Source organism: Coleofasciculus sp. C1-SOL-03 (genome assembly GCF_040220555.1).
Classification (GTDB): Bacteria; Cyanobacteriota; Cyanobacteriia; order Cyanobacteriales; family Coleofasciculaceae; genus Coleofasciculus.
Genome location: NZ_JAVJUO010000155.1, coordinates 21,012 through 37,547, shown reverse-complemented (window position 1 = coordinate 37,547; position 16,536 = coordinate 21,012). Strand labels below are relative to the sequence as shown.

12 protein-coding genes are annotated in these 16,536 nt (G+C 42.8%); 6 read left to right on the top strand and 6 right to left on the bottom strand.

Going from position 1 to position 16,536, the window contains the following annotated elements:
* Positions 1–174: 174 nt before the first annotated feature.
* Positions 175–2,238, bottom strand: a complete 2,064-nt coding sequence (gene dnaK / locus RIE73_RS25050) for a molecular chaperone DnaK (RefSeq protein WP_446403762.1) — start codon at positions 2,236–2,238, stop codon at positions 175–177.
* A 73-nt stretch (positions 2,239–2,311) separates the two neighbouring features.
* Here dnaK and RIE73_RS25045 point away from each other — a divergent pair, with 73 nt between their 5' ends.
* Positions 2,312–2,470, top strand: a complete 159-nt coding sequence (locus tag RIE73_RS25045) for a hypothetical protein (protein ID WP_446403761.1) — start codon at positions 2,312–2,314, stop codon at positions 2,468–2,470.
* Between the two features lie 319 nt (positions 2,471–2,789).
* On the opposite strand, the gene RIE73_RS25040 is transcribed toward RIE73_RS25045, so the two are convergent.
* Complete coding sequence (locus tag RIE73_RS25040) at positions 2,790–3,137, bottom strand: hypothetical protein (protein WP_446403760.1); 348 nt, start codon at positions 3,135–3,137, stop codon at positions 2,790–2,792.
* A gap of 193 nt (positions 3,138–3,330) precedes the next feature.
* Between RIE73_RS25040 and RIE73_RS25035 the strand changes: the two genes are divergently transcribed.
* From RIE73_RS25035 to RIE73_RS25015, 5 genes are all read left to right on the top strand, one after another.
* Positions 3,331–5,307, top strand: coding sequence for an AAA-like domain-containing protein (locus RIE73_RS25035; protein ID WP_446403759.1), 1,977 nt, complete (start codon positions 3,331–3,333; stop codon positions 5,305–5,307).
* Positions 5,308–5,824: 517 nt separating this feature from the next.
* Positions 5,825–8,200, top strand: coding sequence for a WD40/YVTN/BNR-like repeat-containing protein (locus RIE73_RS25030; protein ID WP_446403758.1), 2,376 nt, complete (start codon positions 5,825–5,827; stop codon positions 8,198–8,200).
* Between the two features lie 96 nt (positions 8,201–8,296).
* Positions 8,297–9,403: a glycosyltransferase family 61 protein gene (locus tag RIE73_RS25025; protein ID WP_446352127.1), complete on the top strand. Its 1,107-nt coding sequence runs from the start codon at positions 8,297–8,299 to the stop codon at positions 9,401–9,403.
* A 12-nt stretch (positions 9,404–9,415) separates the two neighbouring features.
* Positions 9,416–9,760, top strand: a complete 345-nt coding sequence (locus RIE73_RS25020) for a hypothetical protein (protein WP_446403757.1) — start codon at positions 9,416–9,418, stop codon at positions 9,758–9,760.
* A 17-nt stretch (positions 9,761–9,777) separates the two neighbouring features.
* The gene (locus RIE73_RS25015) at positions 9,778–11,418 is read left to right on the top strand and encodes a glycosyltransferase family 39 protein (RefSeq protein WP_446403756.1); all 1,641 of its coding nucleotides are present in this window, start codon (positions 9,778–9,780) and stop codon (positions 11,416–11,418) included.
* A 23-nt stretch (positions 11,419–11,441) separates the two neighbouring features.
* Here RIE73_RS25015 and RIE73_RS25010 read toward each other — a convergent pair whose 3' ends face one another.
* The 4 genes from RIE73_RS25010 to RIE73_RS24995 form a co-directional block, all read right to left on the bottom strand.
* Complete coding sequence (locus RIE73_RS25010) at positions 11,442–12,308, bottom strand: sulfotransferase (RefSeq protein ID WP_446403755.1); 867 nt, start codon at positions 12,306–12,308, stop codon at positions 11,442–11,444.
* A 40-nt stretch (positions 12,309–12,348) separates the two neighbouring features.
* A complete protein-coding gene (locus RIE73_RS25005; protein WP_446403754.1) occupies positions 12,349–13,302 on the bottom strand; it encodes a hypothetical protein in 954 nt (317 codons plus the stop codon).
* A 329-nt stretch (positions 13,303–13,631) separates the two neighbouring features.
* Positions 13,632–14,999, bottom strand: coding sequence for a protein kinase domain-containing protein (locus tag RIE73_RS25000; protein ID WP_446403753.1), 1,368 nt, complete (start codon positions 14,997–14,999; stop codon positions 13,632–13,634).
* A 147-nt stretch (positions 15,000–15,146) separates the two neighbouring features.
* Positions 15,147–16,529 (bottom strand): serine/threonine protein kinase, encoded by a 1,383-nt coding sequence (locus RIE73_RS24995; protein ID WP_446403752.1) that lies wholly within the window; start codon positions 16,527–16,529, stop codon positions 15,147–15,149.
* Positions 16,530–16,536: the final 7 nt, after the last annotated feature.

Sequence of the window (16,536 nt, the reverse complement as noted above, 5' to 3'; positions counted from 1 at the left end):
ATTTGTCAAATGGGTCTCGCCCCTACACACCGGGCGGGTTTTGCTGCCAAGCTAGGGACAACAATCAATATTAGTCCCTAAACCCGCCCCTACACACCGGGCGGGTTTTGCCGCCAAGCTAGGGACAACAATCAATATTAGTCCCTAAACCCGCCCCTACACACTCAACACTATTTAAAACCAATCATCATCCTCTTCATCCCAATCATTTTCTAAGGGGGCGGAACGGACATCGCGACGGGAATAACTTCTCGGTCTTTCGTAATCGTAATCGCGTCGGCGACTGGATCGACTGGTCCCTACACCATAATCATAAGGGTCACGGGGTTCACGCCGTCTGGGTTCCCAATAGACGTCCTCTTCGTCTTCTCCGGTGAAGACACGGCGAATTGAGCCAAAAAAGTCATCATCCTCATCTTCGGCGTAGGCTAATCGTACCTCCCGTTTGAGTTCATAGAGAGTATCTTGTAAGTCCGATTGCGCCCGGTCAATCCCCCGATCATCATTTTGGGCGATCGCGTCTCGTAATTCCAAGACTAGGGCTTCAATCCGTCGCCGATACGCACTGGCAAATTGGGTGCCAAAATCCAGGGTGACTTCCTTGAGTTGACGTTCCGCATCCGTCGCCATGGTTTCGGCGCGATTGCGCTTCTCGACTCGTTCCCGCCGTTGACGATCTAATTGGGCATTTTCCTCGGCGTCGCGAATCATCTGTTGCACTTGCGACTCATTTAAGGTTGATGCACCTTGGATTGTCACACTTTGCTCCCGTCCCGTGGTTTTATCCAGGGCGGTGACTTGTAAAATCCCATTGGCGTCAATATCAAACGCCACTTGCACTTGGGGAACACCCCGGGGCGCCGGCGGAATCCCGGTCAGTTTAAACCGTCCCAGGGATTTGTTATCACTTGCCATTTCCCGTTCCCCTTGCAGGACATGAATTTCCACCAGGGTTTGATTATTTTCGCTGGTGGAGAAGATATCGGATCGCCGCACCGGGATCGTCGTATTCCGGGGGATCAGCTTTTTCATCACCCCACCAATGGTTTCCAATCCCATCGATAACGGCGTCACATCCAGCAACAGCACATCCTTGACTTCATTACTCAGGATACCCGCTTGAATGGCGGCGCCAACGGACACTACTTCATCGGGATTCACATTTTGATTCGGTTCCCTGTCAATCAAACTCCGTACCAATTGCTGAACTAAGGGAATCCGAGTCGAACCCCCCACCAAAACCACCTCATCAATTTGCACAGGCGTCAATCCCGCATCTTTGAAGGCGCGTTTCAGGGGACGACGTAAACGACTGACCAAATCCCCACACAATCCCTCAAATTCGGGACGAGTCAGGCGGGTTTCCAGATGCTTGGGTCCCTCGGCGGTGGCGGTAATAAAGGGTAAATTAATCTCCGTTACTCCCACCCCCGAAAGCTCAATCTTGGCTTTCTCAGCGGCTTCCATCAATCGCTGTAGTGCCTGGCGATCGCGGCGTAAATCGACTCCTTCGGCTTCCAGGAACTGTTCGGCGAGCCAATCGACGATTTTGCGGTCAAAATCATTTCCCCCCAACTGGGTATCGCCACTGGTGGCTTTCACCTCAAATACGCCATCCCCCACATCTAGAATCGAGACATCAAATGTACCCCCGCCCAAATCAAAGACTAAAATCGTCTGACTGTTTTCTCTATCCAACCCATACGCCAAGGATGCGGCTGTGGGTTCATTGAGAATTCGCAACACCTCCAACCCCGCAATCCGCCCCGCATCTCGCGTCGCCTGTCGTTGGGAATCATTAAAATAAGCGGGAACCGTAATCACCGCCCCCGTCACCTCCTCGCCCAGATAGCGAGTCGCCTCATCCGCCAACTTCCGCAGTACCATCGCCGAAATCTCTTCCGGGAAAAATTCCTGCTTCAGCCGGGGACAGCGAATTTTAATCGCGTCTTCTGGATCACGGCGAATCGTATAGGGGACGCGCTTCGACTCCGGATTGAGTTCGCTATATCGACGCCCCATAAATCGCTTAATCCCATAAAACGTATTTTGGGGATTGAGAACCCCTTGGCGGCGTGCCATTTGTCCGACTAAGCGTTCCCCCTCCTTGCTAAACGCCACCACAGAAGGGGTTGTCCGCATACCTTCTGCATTAGCAATGACAACCGGCTTGCCACCCTCCATGACGGCTACCACAGAGTTTGTTGTCCCTAGGTCAATGCCGACTACCTTGCCCATGCGTAATTTTGTCTCCTCTCGCTGTTAATGCCAAATCGCTATATACAATAACTTTAGAGATTTTAGTAGATAGTTGACCAGAGGCAGTGCGATCGCTGGTCATCTTACCTATTCTATCGTGAGGAAGAGGGGGAGCGGAGGGGCTGGGGAAGATGGGGAAGCTGGGGAAGCTGGGGAAGCTGGGGAAGCTGGGGAAGATGGGGGAGCTGGGGGAGCTGGGGGAGCAATGTAGAGACGTAGCATGCTACGTCTGGAAGATGGGGAAGATGAGTAAAAATCACAAGTTTTGTAGGGGCGGGTTTAGGAATTAACCTTGATGATTTCTGATAACTGTGATGAAAAACCCGCCCTTGTTCTATTATTTGAGTAAAAAAATTCCCTTAACATAAACATAAGCCCAATCAAACTGATCTATGGATGGGAGCAATAACATAGTGGTACATGAGTTGGAGTGAGTTCCGCGATAAGTTGCATTGTTTTAACCCAGAGGGGCAAAACAACCACGTATCCGTAAGAACCCTTCAGCCTTCTGCCCTAGAACCTTTTGTCTTTTACTTTTCCTGAAACAGCGAATCAAACTGGGCTTTGAGCGATGGCATATCTGCAATGCGTGACACCAGCACACTGGCGTTTCCGGAATCCTCTAGACGCTCTTTCCAATAGCGTATCCGATCTGGGTGATTCATCCAAAATTGAATCACGGTATCTACGGCTCTATCTATATTCCATCCTTGCTGAGGGGGAACTGTTTCAACCGATTCTAAAAAGGCGTCCAAGGTACATTGATAGGTTCCTAGGTATTCAACGCCTGGAGGAGTTGCTTTTTCACTGATCCGCTGTTGATGATTAAAAAAGTCTAGGACTGGGGAAACGCCTAAGATATCAAATGTATAGTTCATGGTATTCAACCTCTGCTTTTACAGCCGTTATCCCCGATTTTAATCAAATAGATTGATTCTAGATTATCATTGTGAACAATTTTATAAGAATTTTATTTAACGGTCGAGGGCAAATTTAAAGTAGGTTGTGAAATTAGCACTCAATGGCATAGAGTGCTAATAAAAATTTGTAAGGGAATGACCAATAACTAACATGAACACAGTCTTGGCGGGTCACTATCAAATCATCAAATATCTAGGCGGTGGCGGTTTCGGTCAAACGTTTCTGGCTAAAGATAGCCATTTACCCGGGAATCCCTTGTGTGTGGTTAAGCAACTCAAACCTCAGCTAAACCAGCCGCAAGCCTTGGACACAGCGAAACGCTTATTTGAACGGGAGGCGCAAACGCTATATCGCTTGGGAACCCATGACCAAATTCCCCGATTGCTGGCGCACTTTGAGCAAGATGAAGAGTTTTATTTGGTGCAGGAGTTTGTCGAGGGTCAACCCCTGAATCAGGAACTGGCGACCAGGAAACCGATTGGGGAATCCGAGGCGATCGCACTCCTAAACGATATCTTACAGGTACTGGCTTATGTTCACCAACAGCAGGTGATTCACCGCGACATTAAACCCGCCAACTTGATCCGCCGCCGTCGCGATCGCAAAATGGTGTTGATTGATTTTGGTGTGGTTAAAGCCGTGAGTACACCCACCTCTACCCTTTATGGCGCCACCAGTATCACCGTTGCTGTGGGTTCCCCCGGTTATATGCCTAGCGAACAACAAGCGGGTCAACCTTATTTTAGTAGCGACATCTACGCCGTGGGGATGGTGGTATTGCAAGCCTTAACTGGATTAAGTCCCAGCCGTGAGCAAACCGCTCAAACACTCCCTCGTGATCACGATGGAGAATTTTCTTGCGCCTTACTACGCGATCGGATGACGATTCACCCCGGTTTAGCCGCTATTCTAGATAAGATGGTGCGCTATGACTATCGACAGCGATACCGAGACGCCAGTGAAGCCCTAGAAGCCCTAGAGCAATTCCGCCATCATAGGGAAGATGAACCCATCACTCATCCGCACACCCTGGTTATCCCCCCAACTCATCCCCAATCACAAATCACCGATCACCAAACCCCCACATTACCCCTGTCTTCACCTCCGACGCTAGATGAACCCGAAGGACAGGTGAGTCTGAATTCAGGCTTTTACGTCGAGCGTCCTCCGGTAGAATCAGACTGTTATGATGCCATTCTCAAACCCGGTGCTTTAATTCGGGTGAAAGCGCCGCGACAGATGGGAAAAAGTTCTTTACTATCACGAATTCTTAACCATGCCAGTCAACACAACTATCGCACCGTTTGCCTGAATTTTCAGTCGGCGGATGCCGAGTTTCTCACCAGTTTAGACCAATTTTTACAGTGGTTTTGTGCCAGTGTCAGCTGGAATTTAGGCTTAGAGGATCGCTTGGATACTTATTGGCGGGGAATTTTAGGCAGCAAGAACAAATGTACTGATTATTTTCAACGCTATTTATTATCACAAAACTCCAGTCCATTGGCATTGGGATTAGATGAAGTGGATCAAATCTTCCAATATCCAGACATCGCCACCGACTTTTTTGGACTATTGCGAGCATGGCACGAGCAGGGAAAAAATCAGGCAATTTGGCAGCGCCTGCGATTAGTCTTTGTCCATTCTAAAGAAGTTTATATTCCCCTGAATATTAATCAATCTCCCTTTAATGTCGGTATACCGATTGAACTCCCGGAACTGACTCCGGTGCAAGTCTGGGATTTAGTCCAGCGCCATTCTCTAGATTGGCAACCTCACCAAGTCGAGGAATTAATGAACATGACCGGAGGACATCCCTATTTAGTGCGAGTGGCACTTCATCAAATCGCCCGAGGAAAGATGACAGTGGAGAAATTGCTGCAAATTGCGCCAACGGAAGAAGGACCCTTCTACGACCATTTACGTCGCCATTTATTAAATTTAGAAGAAAATGACGAATTAGTGACAGCGATTCAGCAAGTCGTGGCGGCGAATCACCCCGTTGAAATTAAAGCCGCCGCCGCGTTTAAATTACGCAGTATGGGACTGGTGAAGTTTCAGGGAAACGCCGTCACGCCCTTGTGTCAGATGTATCGCCACTATTTCCGCGATCGCCTCAGGAGTTCATAAGCCAGGAATTGGCTGCACCCTGGTTTTTCCAGGATGGGTCTAGTGCAAGAAGGCAGAAATAACTGAACAGCTAACATCTCCCCCAGCTCCCTCTGCTTCATCGTATCTACGAAGCTGCTCAAGTATTTTTGCCAAGCTGCACTAGACATCCCTGGAGGAAGCCGATAAAATCCAAGCGGACGAAAAACCGCAACATGCAGATTTGTTGGGGCGGGTTGGTGAACAACCGGGTCAACTTAAGTAAGCCAAAACCTTTGCCAATTCTTTCCTCCAGCAACCCAGGTAGCCTGCGATACTTACCTATCCCACTTATTGTTAGCAATTATTTACATTTGGTGTAGAATTTTATCCAATCTTGTCATATCCTTTATGATAGTCAGAACAATTTAGGGTAGCAACCTGCTGCAATCAGTGAGTAATCTCCGGTCGATCAGCAAGTCGAGACGTACCCTTCCCTTGTCTCCGCCGATAAACGCATGGTTGTCTTTATTAATAGTTTATTAGGATTATTTATACTATGGAAGTCTCTGAAAAAAAGAACATAAATAAGGTTTTAGCTATTGTTAAAAGCATTTGTTACGTATTGTTGCTCAGTTTTATTTTCTGCTTCGGTAATGTGCAAGCGGCATTAGCTCATACTCCACACGATGATATTTATCAGGTAGAATTATCTCCCACCTATGACCAAGATGAAACCTTGTACATTATAGTCAGAGGCATCTATTTGAAATCAACCGATGGGGGTCAGAGCTGGAAGAGAATCGTGAGAGGTTTGGATAATATTAATAACTTAGCGGCGTTATCCACCTATGCTCAAACTAATAAAACTCTCTTTTTATCATCATTTGGAGATGGGATTTACAAATCAGACGATGCCGGAGAGTCCTGGATGAAAACTAACAAGGGATTGGATAGCTTAGATATTGACTTAATTTCTATATCTCCTCACGATGCTGACGTTGTCTTAGCTACTGGCAGTCAAAAAGGACTCTATAAAACTAATAACGGTGGTGAAGATTGGCAGAAAGTGATAGAGAACGATAAAATTACGGCGATCGCTTTTTTCCCGGAAAATAAAAATAAAGTTATTATCGGTAACAATCAAGGAAAACTTAACTTGTCTACCGATGGAGGCGAATCTTGGCAGCAACTTGCTAATTTCCGCCCAAGTGGTGCAGTAACTGCTATCGCATTTTCTCCTAATTTTTCTTCAGACCTTACTTTTTTTGTAGGAACGGAAAAAGCGGGAATTTACAAAACGGTGGATCAGGGTCAGTCTTTTTCAAACGTCAATCAAGGACTTTCAGATCCCTTGATTAAGGATATAGCTGTTGTATCGGATAGTCCAAATAATTTGACTTTATTAGCTTCCGCCGGAAATCAGGGAATTTTTCGCTCGAAAAATGGGGGAAAAACTTGGCAGAAATACAGTCAAAGTCTGACTAAAGATGTTCAAGCCGATTCACCAAGTTTTGAGGATAGAGATCATTTCAGTTATTTAGAAATTTCGCCAAATTTTACTGAAGATAAAACAGTATTTTTGGCGGGATTTAATGGGCTGTTTAAATCGACAGATGGGGGTCGGGTTTGGCAAGAGCTAGAAACCTTGTCTCCTCGAACGATTATCGCCTTAGACGTATCACCAGATTATCAGCATGATTCGACAATTGCGATCGCGGCTTACAATAAGGAGGCGTATATCAGCAACGATCAAGGACAGAGCTGGCGTCCAATTAACAAAGGTTTAACTATTCCTCGTTACAAAAAAGATTTAGCCAACCCAATTTTCATAGAAGTCCCCCGTTTTTACGAAATTATGTTTTCTCCCAATTATCGTAATGACCAAACTATATTTGCTATTTTGTCTTATAAAGTTTTAAGGTCTACAGATGGAGGAAACAATTGGGATTTAATTCCTATAAAAACAGTATCTGGCTATTCAACGAGGGGAATGACTATGGCTATTTCAGCGGATTTTGTTAAAGATAAAACAGTTTATTTAGCTACTAAATATGGCGGAATTATTTACAAATCAACGAACGGAGGTAAAAACTTTTCGGTCGCAGGTAAGATAGATCATGCCCTAAATGCTTTGGTAATTTCTCCCAATTTTTCATCGGATCAAACTCTTTATGCATCAAGTCCTGACGGGATTTACCAAACCGTTGATGGGGGGGCTACTTGGGAATTAACAACGGATAGTCCTGAGTTAGGAGATAAAACGTGGTCACAGTTAGCGATTTCCCCGAATTATCAGGCTGATCAAACGGTTATAGCCGGGAGTGATAAAGGTCTCTTCAAAACTAAAGATGCAGGAACAACGTGGGAAAAACTAGTCGGTTCTGCTTACGGCGGTAACGGCTATGTAGAAGCAATAGCTTTTTCACCCAACTTTAAAAACGATCAAACCTTCCTGGTTACTATTCGAGGAAAAGGAGTCTTTAAAACTGTTAATGGTGGGGAAACATTTAGTCAGATTGATGCTCTGATCGAGCAAAACCATTCATTGTCACCTCTACTCACCATATCCACTTCATCAGTTCCGATCAAATTTTCTCCATCCTACGCAACTGATAACACTATTTATGGATTTGGTACGGCTGGAGCAGATGTGTTGAAATCAACAGATGGAGGTCAAACATGGCAAATAATTTCAGTTCCCAGATCTGAAAGCCAAATCGATAATTTTGTTACTTCTTTAAAAGTTGTAAATTTGGTTTTCCACATCTATCCTTTCCTGGGATTTATTGCTGCTCTAGTGTTAGCTTTGCCAAGTTACTTATTGCTCGGATATTTAGGCTTAGAAAAAAAATTACCCTTGCATAAATGGCAAATTAAAAGCGGTGGTGCATTTGTTGTATTTCTGGCAGTGTTACTTGTACTATATACCTAGGAAAAGTATCCCTTAATCCTGTCTCCATTTAATCGTCGCTAATGTTCTTGTAAATACCATCAGCAAAACAGACTATCTTAATTGGCAGTAATAAAGATGCTAAAAAAAATCTTGAGGAGTTTCTTGCAGTATATAGACAACCCATATTTGCGTAAAATTTTAGTGCGGATAGGAACGATTGATGAGTTCTACAGTAATCTTCAGAAAAGTCATCCAGTTTCTCCTGAAACCATTACTACGCCAGAAGTTAAGCATACTCTTTTTCACTGGAGAGCTGAATACCTGCAAAAGGAAACGTACTCTCTTCCACCTATCTACTCAGTTACTCTCAGGAATGTAATCTACTCTCCTAAATACAACATTATTCTGACTAATTCACGGAAAGTAATATCAGATTCCATTAATACAGATTTTTTTAAAGATCCAAAACAATTTAGTCTTTCTCATTTGTTTTTTAAAAAAGTTAAAAAAATACCTGGATTTTGTAGTATATTTAGATCAACTAATAATAGCTACTATCACACATTAATTGATAATATTCCCCGGCTATACTTGCTCGCTCAACCCGAGTATAGTAAAATCCCTGAAATTAAACTCCTCTTTTCTAATGAACTGACCAAAGCTGAAAAATTCTTTATAGATAAATGCTGTCCTAATAATGTAAAACCTGTCGTAGTTAATCCTCATCAACTTTATTCCTGTGAAGAGGTTATATTTCCCAGTTTTATGAGTCAACCCTGTGCTGGTTATTTACCAAAAGTATACCTAAAGTATTTTTTGGATAAAGTTATTCCCCAACGTTCAAGGCGGAAAAAAAATCGCATTTTTATTTCTAGAGGAGAAACAAAAAAAGGGAAATTACGCTGTATTTTAAATGAAGATGATCTTTTTCATGTTTTGAAAAATCATGGTTTCCAAAAATATAATCTGGAAAGGATGTCAATTGAAGAACAAATAGAAACTTTTTACGATGCTGACTATGTTGTAGCCGCCCATGGAGCCGGCTTATCTAATATCATTTTTTCAGATGCAATTAAACTGTTAGAGTTATTTCCAACACAGTTTGTATTACCACATTACTATTATCTATCAAAAGCACTGGATCATAGCTATCGATACTGGTGCGGTGAAGAAGAGAGTAGAGATGCAAACTTCCAGGTCAATGTTTCAGAGATTGAATCAATGTTAAATAGCTTTGAATAATAGCTTAAACCTATGCACATAAAACTTTATCTTAAGCAATTCATTGACCGATTAGGGTACAAAGTTTACAAAAAAGGGCATGTACCTATAGGTGTAGATTTTGACTCTGATATCGTCAGATTTTCTAGAGACTTACAAGTTAAGACTATTTTTGATGTTGGTGCCAATATTGGTCAGACAGCATTACGTTTCTATAAAATATTTCCTCATGCTAAAATTAACGATTATTTAATTGAAAAAGAATTTAGATTTTGTGGATTCTATGATTTGCATCACTCGAATAACAAGGGGCGATTTCTCTTAACCTATTGTAATGCTCTATTTGTAAATTTTAGTCCAGTAAAACCTCTTTCTTAGACAAAATGATTCACAGAATGCACTACCGTCATCTGATCCCTAATTCAACGGCTAAAGTTTTGCTATTTTGTTTGCTAATTCTATTAACATTAGGTGTATTTCTTCGCTTTGCTAATCTTGACCGCAAGGCTTACTGGTACGACGAAACCCGTACTTCTATTCGAGCAATTGCAGCTTATATGCCAACCAGTCCGGAAGCGGTTTTTGATAACCGGATTACTGGGATTGAAGATATAAAAAAATATCAGGAAGCTGACCCGCAAAGAAGCATAACTGACAGTCTTTACGTTATGGCGAAGGATGATCCCAAGCATTCACCTTTATACTATATCTTAGTCGGGATTTGGGGCAGAATTGTTGGTGATTCAGTAGGTACAGTTAGAGCTTTATCCGCCATAATTAGCCTGCTAGGATTTCCCTGTATCTATTGGCTAGCGATTGAACTATTTGGCTCAAATCTAACAGCGGGAACAGCCACAGCTTTAATGGCTGTTTCTCCGGTATTTGTTCTCTATGCCCAAGAAGCTCGTCCCTATACTCTTTGGACAGTTACTATTTTATTGTCAAGCGTGACATTACTCAGAGCAATACGTTTAAACAATCGAGCAAGTTGGGTAATTTACGCTTTATCTATAGCTTTGGGGATTTATACCCATATTTTATTTAATTTGGTTATTTTATCCCATGCAATTTATGTACTAATCATAGGTTATCCAGCAGTAGCCAACATTTTTGCTAAGAAAGAAAATACTCGAAAAATTTGGCTACCTCAAGTTTGGATAAATTACTTACTCTCGACTTTTTTGGGGTTAATAACTTTTACACCTTGGGCTAAGTTTATCTGGGATCACCGCGATAATTTCCGTATGTCCTATTTGACTGAACAGAAAGGCAGTTTATCTTTTTTCATCAAGAGTTGGGTTCTGGAGATTAGTGCTTTATTTTTGGATTACAAGGGTTCTAGCTTTATTGATTTAAGTCAAGGAAAAGATAATAAGTTTCACTATTTAGTTTACCTACCTATATTGATATTAATCGTCTATTCGATCTATTATTTAATTCGTCGTACTCCCAAACAGATATGGTTATTTATTTGTACATTAATTGTCGTACCAATACTAGCATTAACATTACCAGATTTAATTTCTGAAGGAATTCGTTCAACTGTCGTTCGATATTTTTTCCCGTCCTATTTGGCTATACAGTTAGCCGTTGCTTATTTGCTAAGTTCCAAGTGCTTTACGGCTAATGTTTCACATCAAAAGTTATGGCAGTTAATTACAGTCGTATTAATTTCTGCTGGAGTTGTCTCTTGTGCAATTAGCTTGCCCGCCAAGACATGGTGGAGCAAATCTTACAGCTATTATAATGCTCAAGTGGCTGAGATTATTAATCAAGCCAACAATCCCCGCTTAGTGGTTAATTACTCTTGGTATAACTCGACTCAGTTGCTCTCTATGAGCCACATTCTCGAACCAAAAGTTAAGCTTCAGTTATTAGCAGAACCTGAAGTCGAGCAAATATCTCTAAATTTTAGTCCTGAACAAGATATATTTTTATATAATCCTAGCAAAGACTTTCAAAAAGACATTAATCAAGCTGGTTTTGAGCTAAAAAATATTCATGAGCGGGGTCAGCTTTGGCAGTTGAAAAAATAATGATAATTTATTGTTGACATGACTCAATTCAAAAATCCAATCATTTTTCCTACAGGAGTGCAATATTCAGATAGTGTTGCCGAACACTGATTAAAGGACTGCATTCCTTTTTCGACTAAATCTGGAGAAATTTTGTTTTTTAATTTTCTTGGCGTTCGTATTATATGACCTGCTTTAATATTGCCTTTATGATCTCCCACATCCCGCATCCCGGTTGTTCGGAGAATTTGATAGTCTTCGGAAAATCCTTGTCTCGTGCCTAAAAAATCATGTAAAGCGTCAAAAACTAAATCTGTCTGCTCTAAAAGCTGGTTATGTGTGATAAATAAGCTACGCTCTTTGCTATTAATTAGCTGGGCATAATGTTCTAACATGGATAACCGTTTGACATAATAGTCAAGGACTTGTTCTTCACTCAAATGGGGTTTGAGTTCAGCGATACTCGCTAAACTTCTTTGCGGTTCTCTTAATAAAAAAATGCTGTACAGATTTGGGGAAACCAAAAAGCTTTCACTCAAAAATTTGTTGTTGTGTAGAACTTTATCTAAAATATATTTTTGGTGCATGCTAAAGTTTTTTATGTCCGAGAGCTTTCTAAATTCTTGTGCTTGCCAATAAACTTTTAACATTAAACACTTAAAATCCGCTTCTGAAGCATATTGAATGTGAGTTTCCCCATAGCCGATAATGTCAGGGTTTGAATTTAAAATATGAGTTAATAAGGAAGAGCCAGAGCGCATGTGGCTGAGGATAAAAAGAATTCGATAGGGTTGACTTCTGCCAATGATATGATAAGGACTTTGAGTGGTGTCAATTCTAAATCGGTGATAATTTTGAATAACTTCGTTTTTTGTCACCCGAATCAGTTGACGTATGTTTAAATCTTTCATTTGAAATGCTCAATCCTTTATTCAAGTTTAAGTCAAAGAATTATTCCTCTGCCTTTTCGCCGTTCAGCAATTCCGACCATTCATCTAGAAGCAGGTCATAGTGACCCGCTTGTCCCTGGGGATACTTTCCTTGCTCGACGAGTTTGATTAGATTAGGCAACGCTTGGATATAGTCAGAATCGTGTTTGGGCGGATGTAACGTCCAGGCTTGAGTTGAGGATAAATCTGCCCTAACAAAACTTGTATCCCGTAGCTTTTGACTCGTCATCGGTTCAAAGGATTCAATGGCGCCTTGAATGGGTTTAACTTGACGGCGTAACTTGCGCTCAACTTTAGCACATAATGGTTGAAATGGCTGGGGTAACTGTCTAGACAGCATCGGGTAATATTTCCACATCAAGGGGATGGGGGCAAGTTGGGCAAAGCGTTTTCGGTCAACGAGGTATGCCCTCATACTAAAAAATTTATGGGCATAAAAGCCTCGTTCATCTTTGATAAAAGGATTGGGGTGAAAGGCTTTATCGTCTGGGTGAGGAGGACCACAACGGGGACGTATCGCCGCGATTGTGGGGATTGATTCCATTAACTGTATGGCTTGGCTAATCCAGTTATAATCGGCGTCTTGGTGCAAAAGCATGTCCGCATCAAAATGGAGGTAATGATCCGTGGCGGATGCTTCTATACAGTACAGTGAAGCATAAACGGTTGAACCTTTCCAATTGTGTGTATGGTTGAGCATCTGCTGGGCTTGCTCAGTGCCAAAATACTTTTGATAGACATTTTTAATTTTTTGGGGATCGTAATCTATCTTGACGATTTTGTCGATGAACCCTTGGTCTATTAGAGTTTGGCAGGCTAATTCTAATTGTTGTTGAGTTCCTGTATTGTATCGATAGCGCTTATCTCCACTCAGCGGTGCCGTATCCATCGCCAAAACCCGCTCGGTAAAGGGGTAATGACAGGCACGAATCAGATGTGGAATTGTTTGTAACATGTAGGGTACATCTGTTCTAGCTATAAGAATCCATAGTGACACGGGAACATTCATTGTCCTCCTCCAAAATCATTTTCTAGATGGGAAATTATCGACTTAATTTTCACTGATTTATTTTTCCTAAGGAGCCACAAGTAGGGCATGAAAAACATTCGAGAGGCAATCAGGCGGTATGGGGGGATAGAATCAGAAACGAAGGGCTAAAGCCCGTAAAACGCTTTCATCCCCGGGCTAAAGCGCGGGGGTTCTCAGCGTAGGTTCTGATAGCCATAGGTTCCGACAACCCATCCCATTGTACCTTTTCTGTTCCCTGTTTCAACCCATTACCATTAACGATACACTCGTTGAGTACCACGACTACAAGCAACTTTTCCGGATGAATAGGTGGGTTCTGGAAGTTTAGTCGTGCCAGAAACATTGGCTTTACAGAGAATTTTTCGGGTTGTCATTGTTCCTGGTGTTTCATGGATATTGAAGTCAGTGGTAGGAATACGAAAAACGCCACCGACATAACTTTTCCGGTTAGGTTTACGGGAAATGGCGTAATTAAAGACGGAAGAACCCTGATTGTGAGTGGAATAGCGATAGTTATTCGTCTGATGCGGAATACCTAGATTCAGTTGAGACAGGGAATCGGCAAAAACTGAGTATTTTAAATAGTACGCTTGCTGACTGCGGTTCATCGAACTTACATAATCTTTAGCATCCGGTTCAGGCGTTTTTTGGGTATACAAAAAATTTGGCACAATCAGACTGATTGCGATACTGGCAACGATAAACTGAAGGAAGGTCAAGCCAGCGAGACGACCATAGCGCACGCGATCGCGAAAGGTCAAACCATCTTGATGATCATAACCCACGCGAGACTGCCCTGGCTTTCTAATGGAGTCGCCGCCTGATTTTAAAGTCGATAGCGCTTGACGCGCCCCCGTAAACCGTCGTTCTGGTGCCGGTTCGGTCAGACATTCCAACCATTGTGCAAAATGGGGAGTGAGATTGACATAATCGCTAAATTGTAAGCGCATCTGATGTTGGGGTAAATCAGCAGGTGCTATTCCCGTTAATAAATGAATTAATGTTGCTCCTAATGCATAGAGATCCGAAGCAGGAACGACTTTTCCCCAAAGTTGTTCCGGTGGTGTATAGCCACTGGTTCCTACTACTGTAAAGGTTACACCTTCTGCTGTCGCGCGGTCTTGTACAGCACCAAAATCAACCAGATAAACCTGTTTATCCTGGCTCAAAATTAAATTACTTGGTTTAATATCACGATGAAATACAGGGGGCGATAGTTCATGCAAATCGATGAGAATCTCTAAAATACTCTCGGCAACTTGACAAACTTCTGCTTCTGTGAATCGTTTTTCCTGATCCAATAGCGTTTGTAAAGAGTCTCCAGGAATATAGTCTTGGACTAAGCCAAACCAAGGTAATCCCTCTCCGAATTGCTTTTCAATGGTGAAGAAATCACGATACTCCGGAATTCGGGCATGATTAAGATGCTGAAGCACTTGCGCTTCTCGTTCAAATAGCTTTAACTCATCCCAATGCATCTGGGGATTAAACGCTAACAGCTTTACCACGACAGGTTGCGGCGGTGACAGGCTAATATCTTGGGCTAACCAAGTTTGACGCCCCGCATTCTGTCCTAATTTTCTTTCGAGTTGATAACGTTCCGCTAACAGTTGTTTTTTCATTTGCCATTCGTCATTTTCTTCAAATATAAACGACGAGAGGGCGGGTTTTGTTGATAAGTTATCGGTAGACCCGTCAATTAAATCTCTAAACCCGCCCCTACAATACCATATAATTTTTATTTACTACCCTTTTCCCCTTCTCCCTTCCTACCCTTCTACCCATCCTTGAAGTTCCTGAATTAACCAACGCCGCTCGTTTTCGGTTAAGGTTTGCCCAAAGGAATAGTAAATCATCCATGTTTCTAACCTTATCTCTGTAAAAGGAATTAATTGGAGTCTTTTGATGTCAGCAATTTTACCAATATGACGCTGATAGGTTAATCCCAAGAGTTCTCGTTCAATAATGAAGTGTTCTGGAGTCAAATAAAGACAATAACCTCCGAACAGATGACGCAAATTATAGTCCACTTCATTTTGAACTTTACCTAATTCCTGATTGGTAGCCCGCCAGAGCCATCCCATAAACACAACCAGGGGGAGCAAGACAAGAAATAATGTGCCATTGTGGGATAATGTGGCACATAGCCCGATACCTAAGCCTAAAAAGATTAACCCGAATAGTAATAAAAGCGGGAGTGAACAAGCGGTGAGCAGTAAGTCACCTCCTAGTTTGAGAATATCCCGGAGCGATCGCTTGGGTTGGGGAATTTTCAGGATAAGCTGCTGGGGTGATTGCTTAAGCTGAACGCGGCTACCTTTCGGTTGAGGGCGGTTGGTTAGGGAAGGTTGGGAATAACGCTGGTGATGCAGCGCCTCTAGCGCCTCCGCCGCGCTACTAAATCGTTGGTCTAAATCCGGTGCAGTCAAGACGTTTATCCAACGAATCAACTGGGGATCAACCGAGACGCGATCGCTCCATTGTATCCGTAAATCTTGTTGGGGTAAGTCAGCCGGGGTAATCCCAGTGAGTAAATGGATTAGGGTTGCGCCTAAAGCATACAAATCAGAGGCGGGTACAGCCTTTCCCCAAAACTGTTCTAAGGGAGTATAGCCCGTCGTTCCCACTACCGTAAACGTTACTCCTTCTGTCACCGCCCGATTTTGCACCGCCCCAAAATCAACCAGATAAATAGGCAAATCATCCGCCAAAATTAAGTTACTGGGTTTGATATCCCGATGTAGCACTGGCGGTTGTAAGCCATGCAGATAACTGAGAATCTCTAATACTGACTCAGCAATACGCTTCACCTCTTCTTGAGTGAACCGTTTACCCTGATCCAATAATTGCCGTAAGGAAGCCCCCGGAATGTATTGTTGAACTAATCCGAACCAATACAAACCCTCTCCAACCTGGCTATCCAAGGAAAAATAATCCCGATAGCGGGGAATTTGAGGATGGGTTAGCTGTTGAAGAACCTGGGCTTCGCGTTCAAATAACTTAAACTCATCCCACTGCATCTGAGGGTTAAATGCCAACAGCTTAACAATCACTGATTCTGGCGGGGATACAGAATGGTCAAACGCCAACCAGGTTTGGCGTCCAGGGTTATTGCCAAAGGGATGATGAAGGTGATAGCGATCAGTAAGCATCTAGTCG

Coding starts and splice junctions, on each gene's coding strand:
- RIE73_RS25005 (WP_446403754.1), bottom strand. CDS start 13,302: ATGTTACAAACAATTCCACATCTGATTCGTGCCTGTCATTACCCCTTT.
- RIE73_RS25020 (WP_446403757.1), top strand. CDS start 9,416: ATGCACATAAAACTTTATCTTAAGCAATTCATTGACCGATTAGGGTAC.
- RIE73_RS25035 (WP_446403759.1), top strand. CDS start 3,331: ATGAACACAGTCTTGGCGGGTCACTATCAAATCATCAAATATCTAGGC.
- RIE73_RS25015 (WP_446403756.1), top strand. CDS start 9,778: ATGCACTACCGTCATCTGATCCCTAATTCAACGGCTAAAGTTTTGCTA.
- RIE73_RS25000 (WP_446403753.1), bottom strand. CDS start 14,999: ATGAAAAAACAACTGTTAGCGGAACGTTATCAACTCGAAAGAAAATTA.
- dnaK (WP_446403762.1), bottom strand. CDS start 2,238: ATGGGCAAGGTAGTCGGCATTGACCTAGGGACAACAAACTCTGTGGTA.
- RIE73_RS25010 (WP_446403755.1), bottom strand. CDS start 12,308: ATGAAAGATTTAAACATACGTCAACTGATTCGGGTGACAAAAAACGAA.
- RIE73_RS24995 (WP_446403752.1), bottom strand. CDS start 16,529: ATGCTTACTGATCGCTATCACCTTCATCATCCCTTTGGCAATAACCCT.
- RIE73_RS25025 (WP_446352127.1), top strand. CDS start 8,297: ATGCTAAAAAAAATCTTGAGGAGTTTCTTGCAGTATATAGACAACCCA.
- RIE73_RS25030 (WP_446403758.1), top strand. CDS start 5,825: ATGGAAGTCTCTGAAAAAAAGAACATAAATAAGGTTTTAGCTATTGTT.
- RIE73_RS25040 (WP_446403760.1), bottom strand. CDS start 3,137: ATGAACTATACATTTGATATCTTAGGCGTTTCCCCAGTCCTAGACTTT.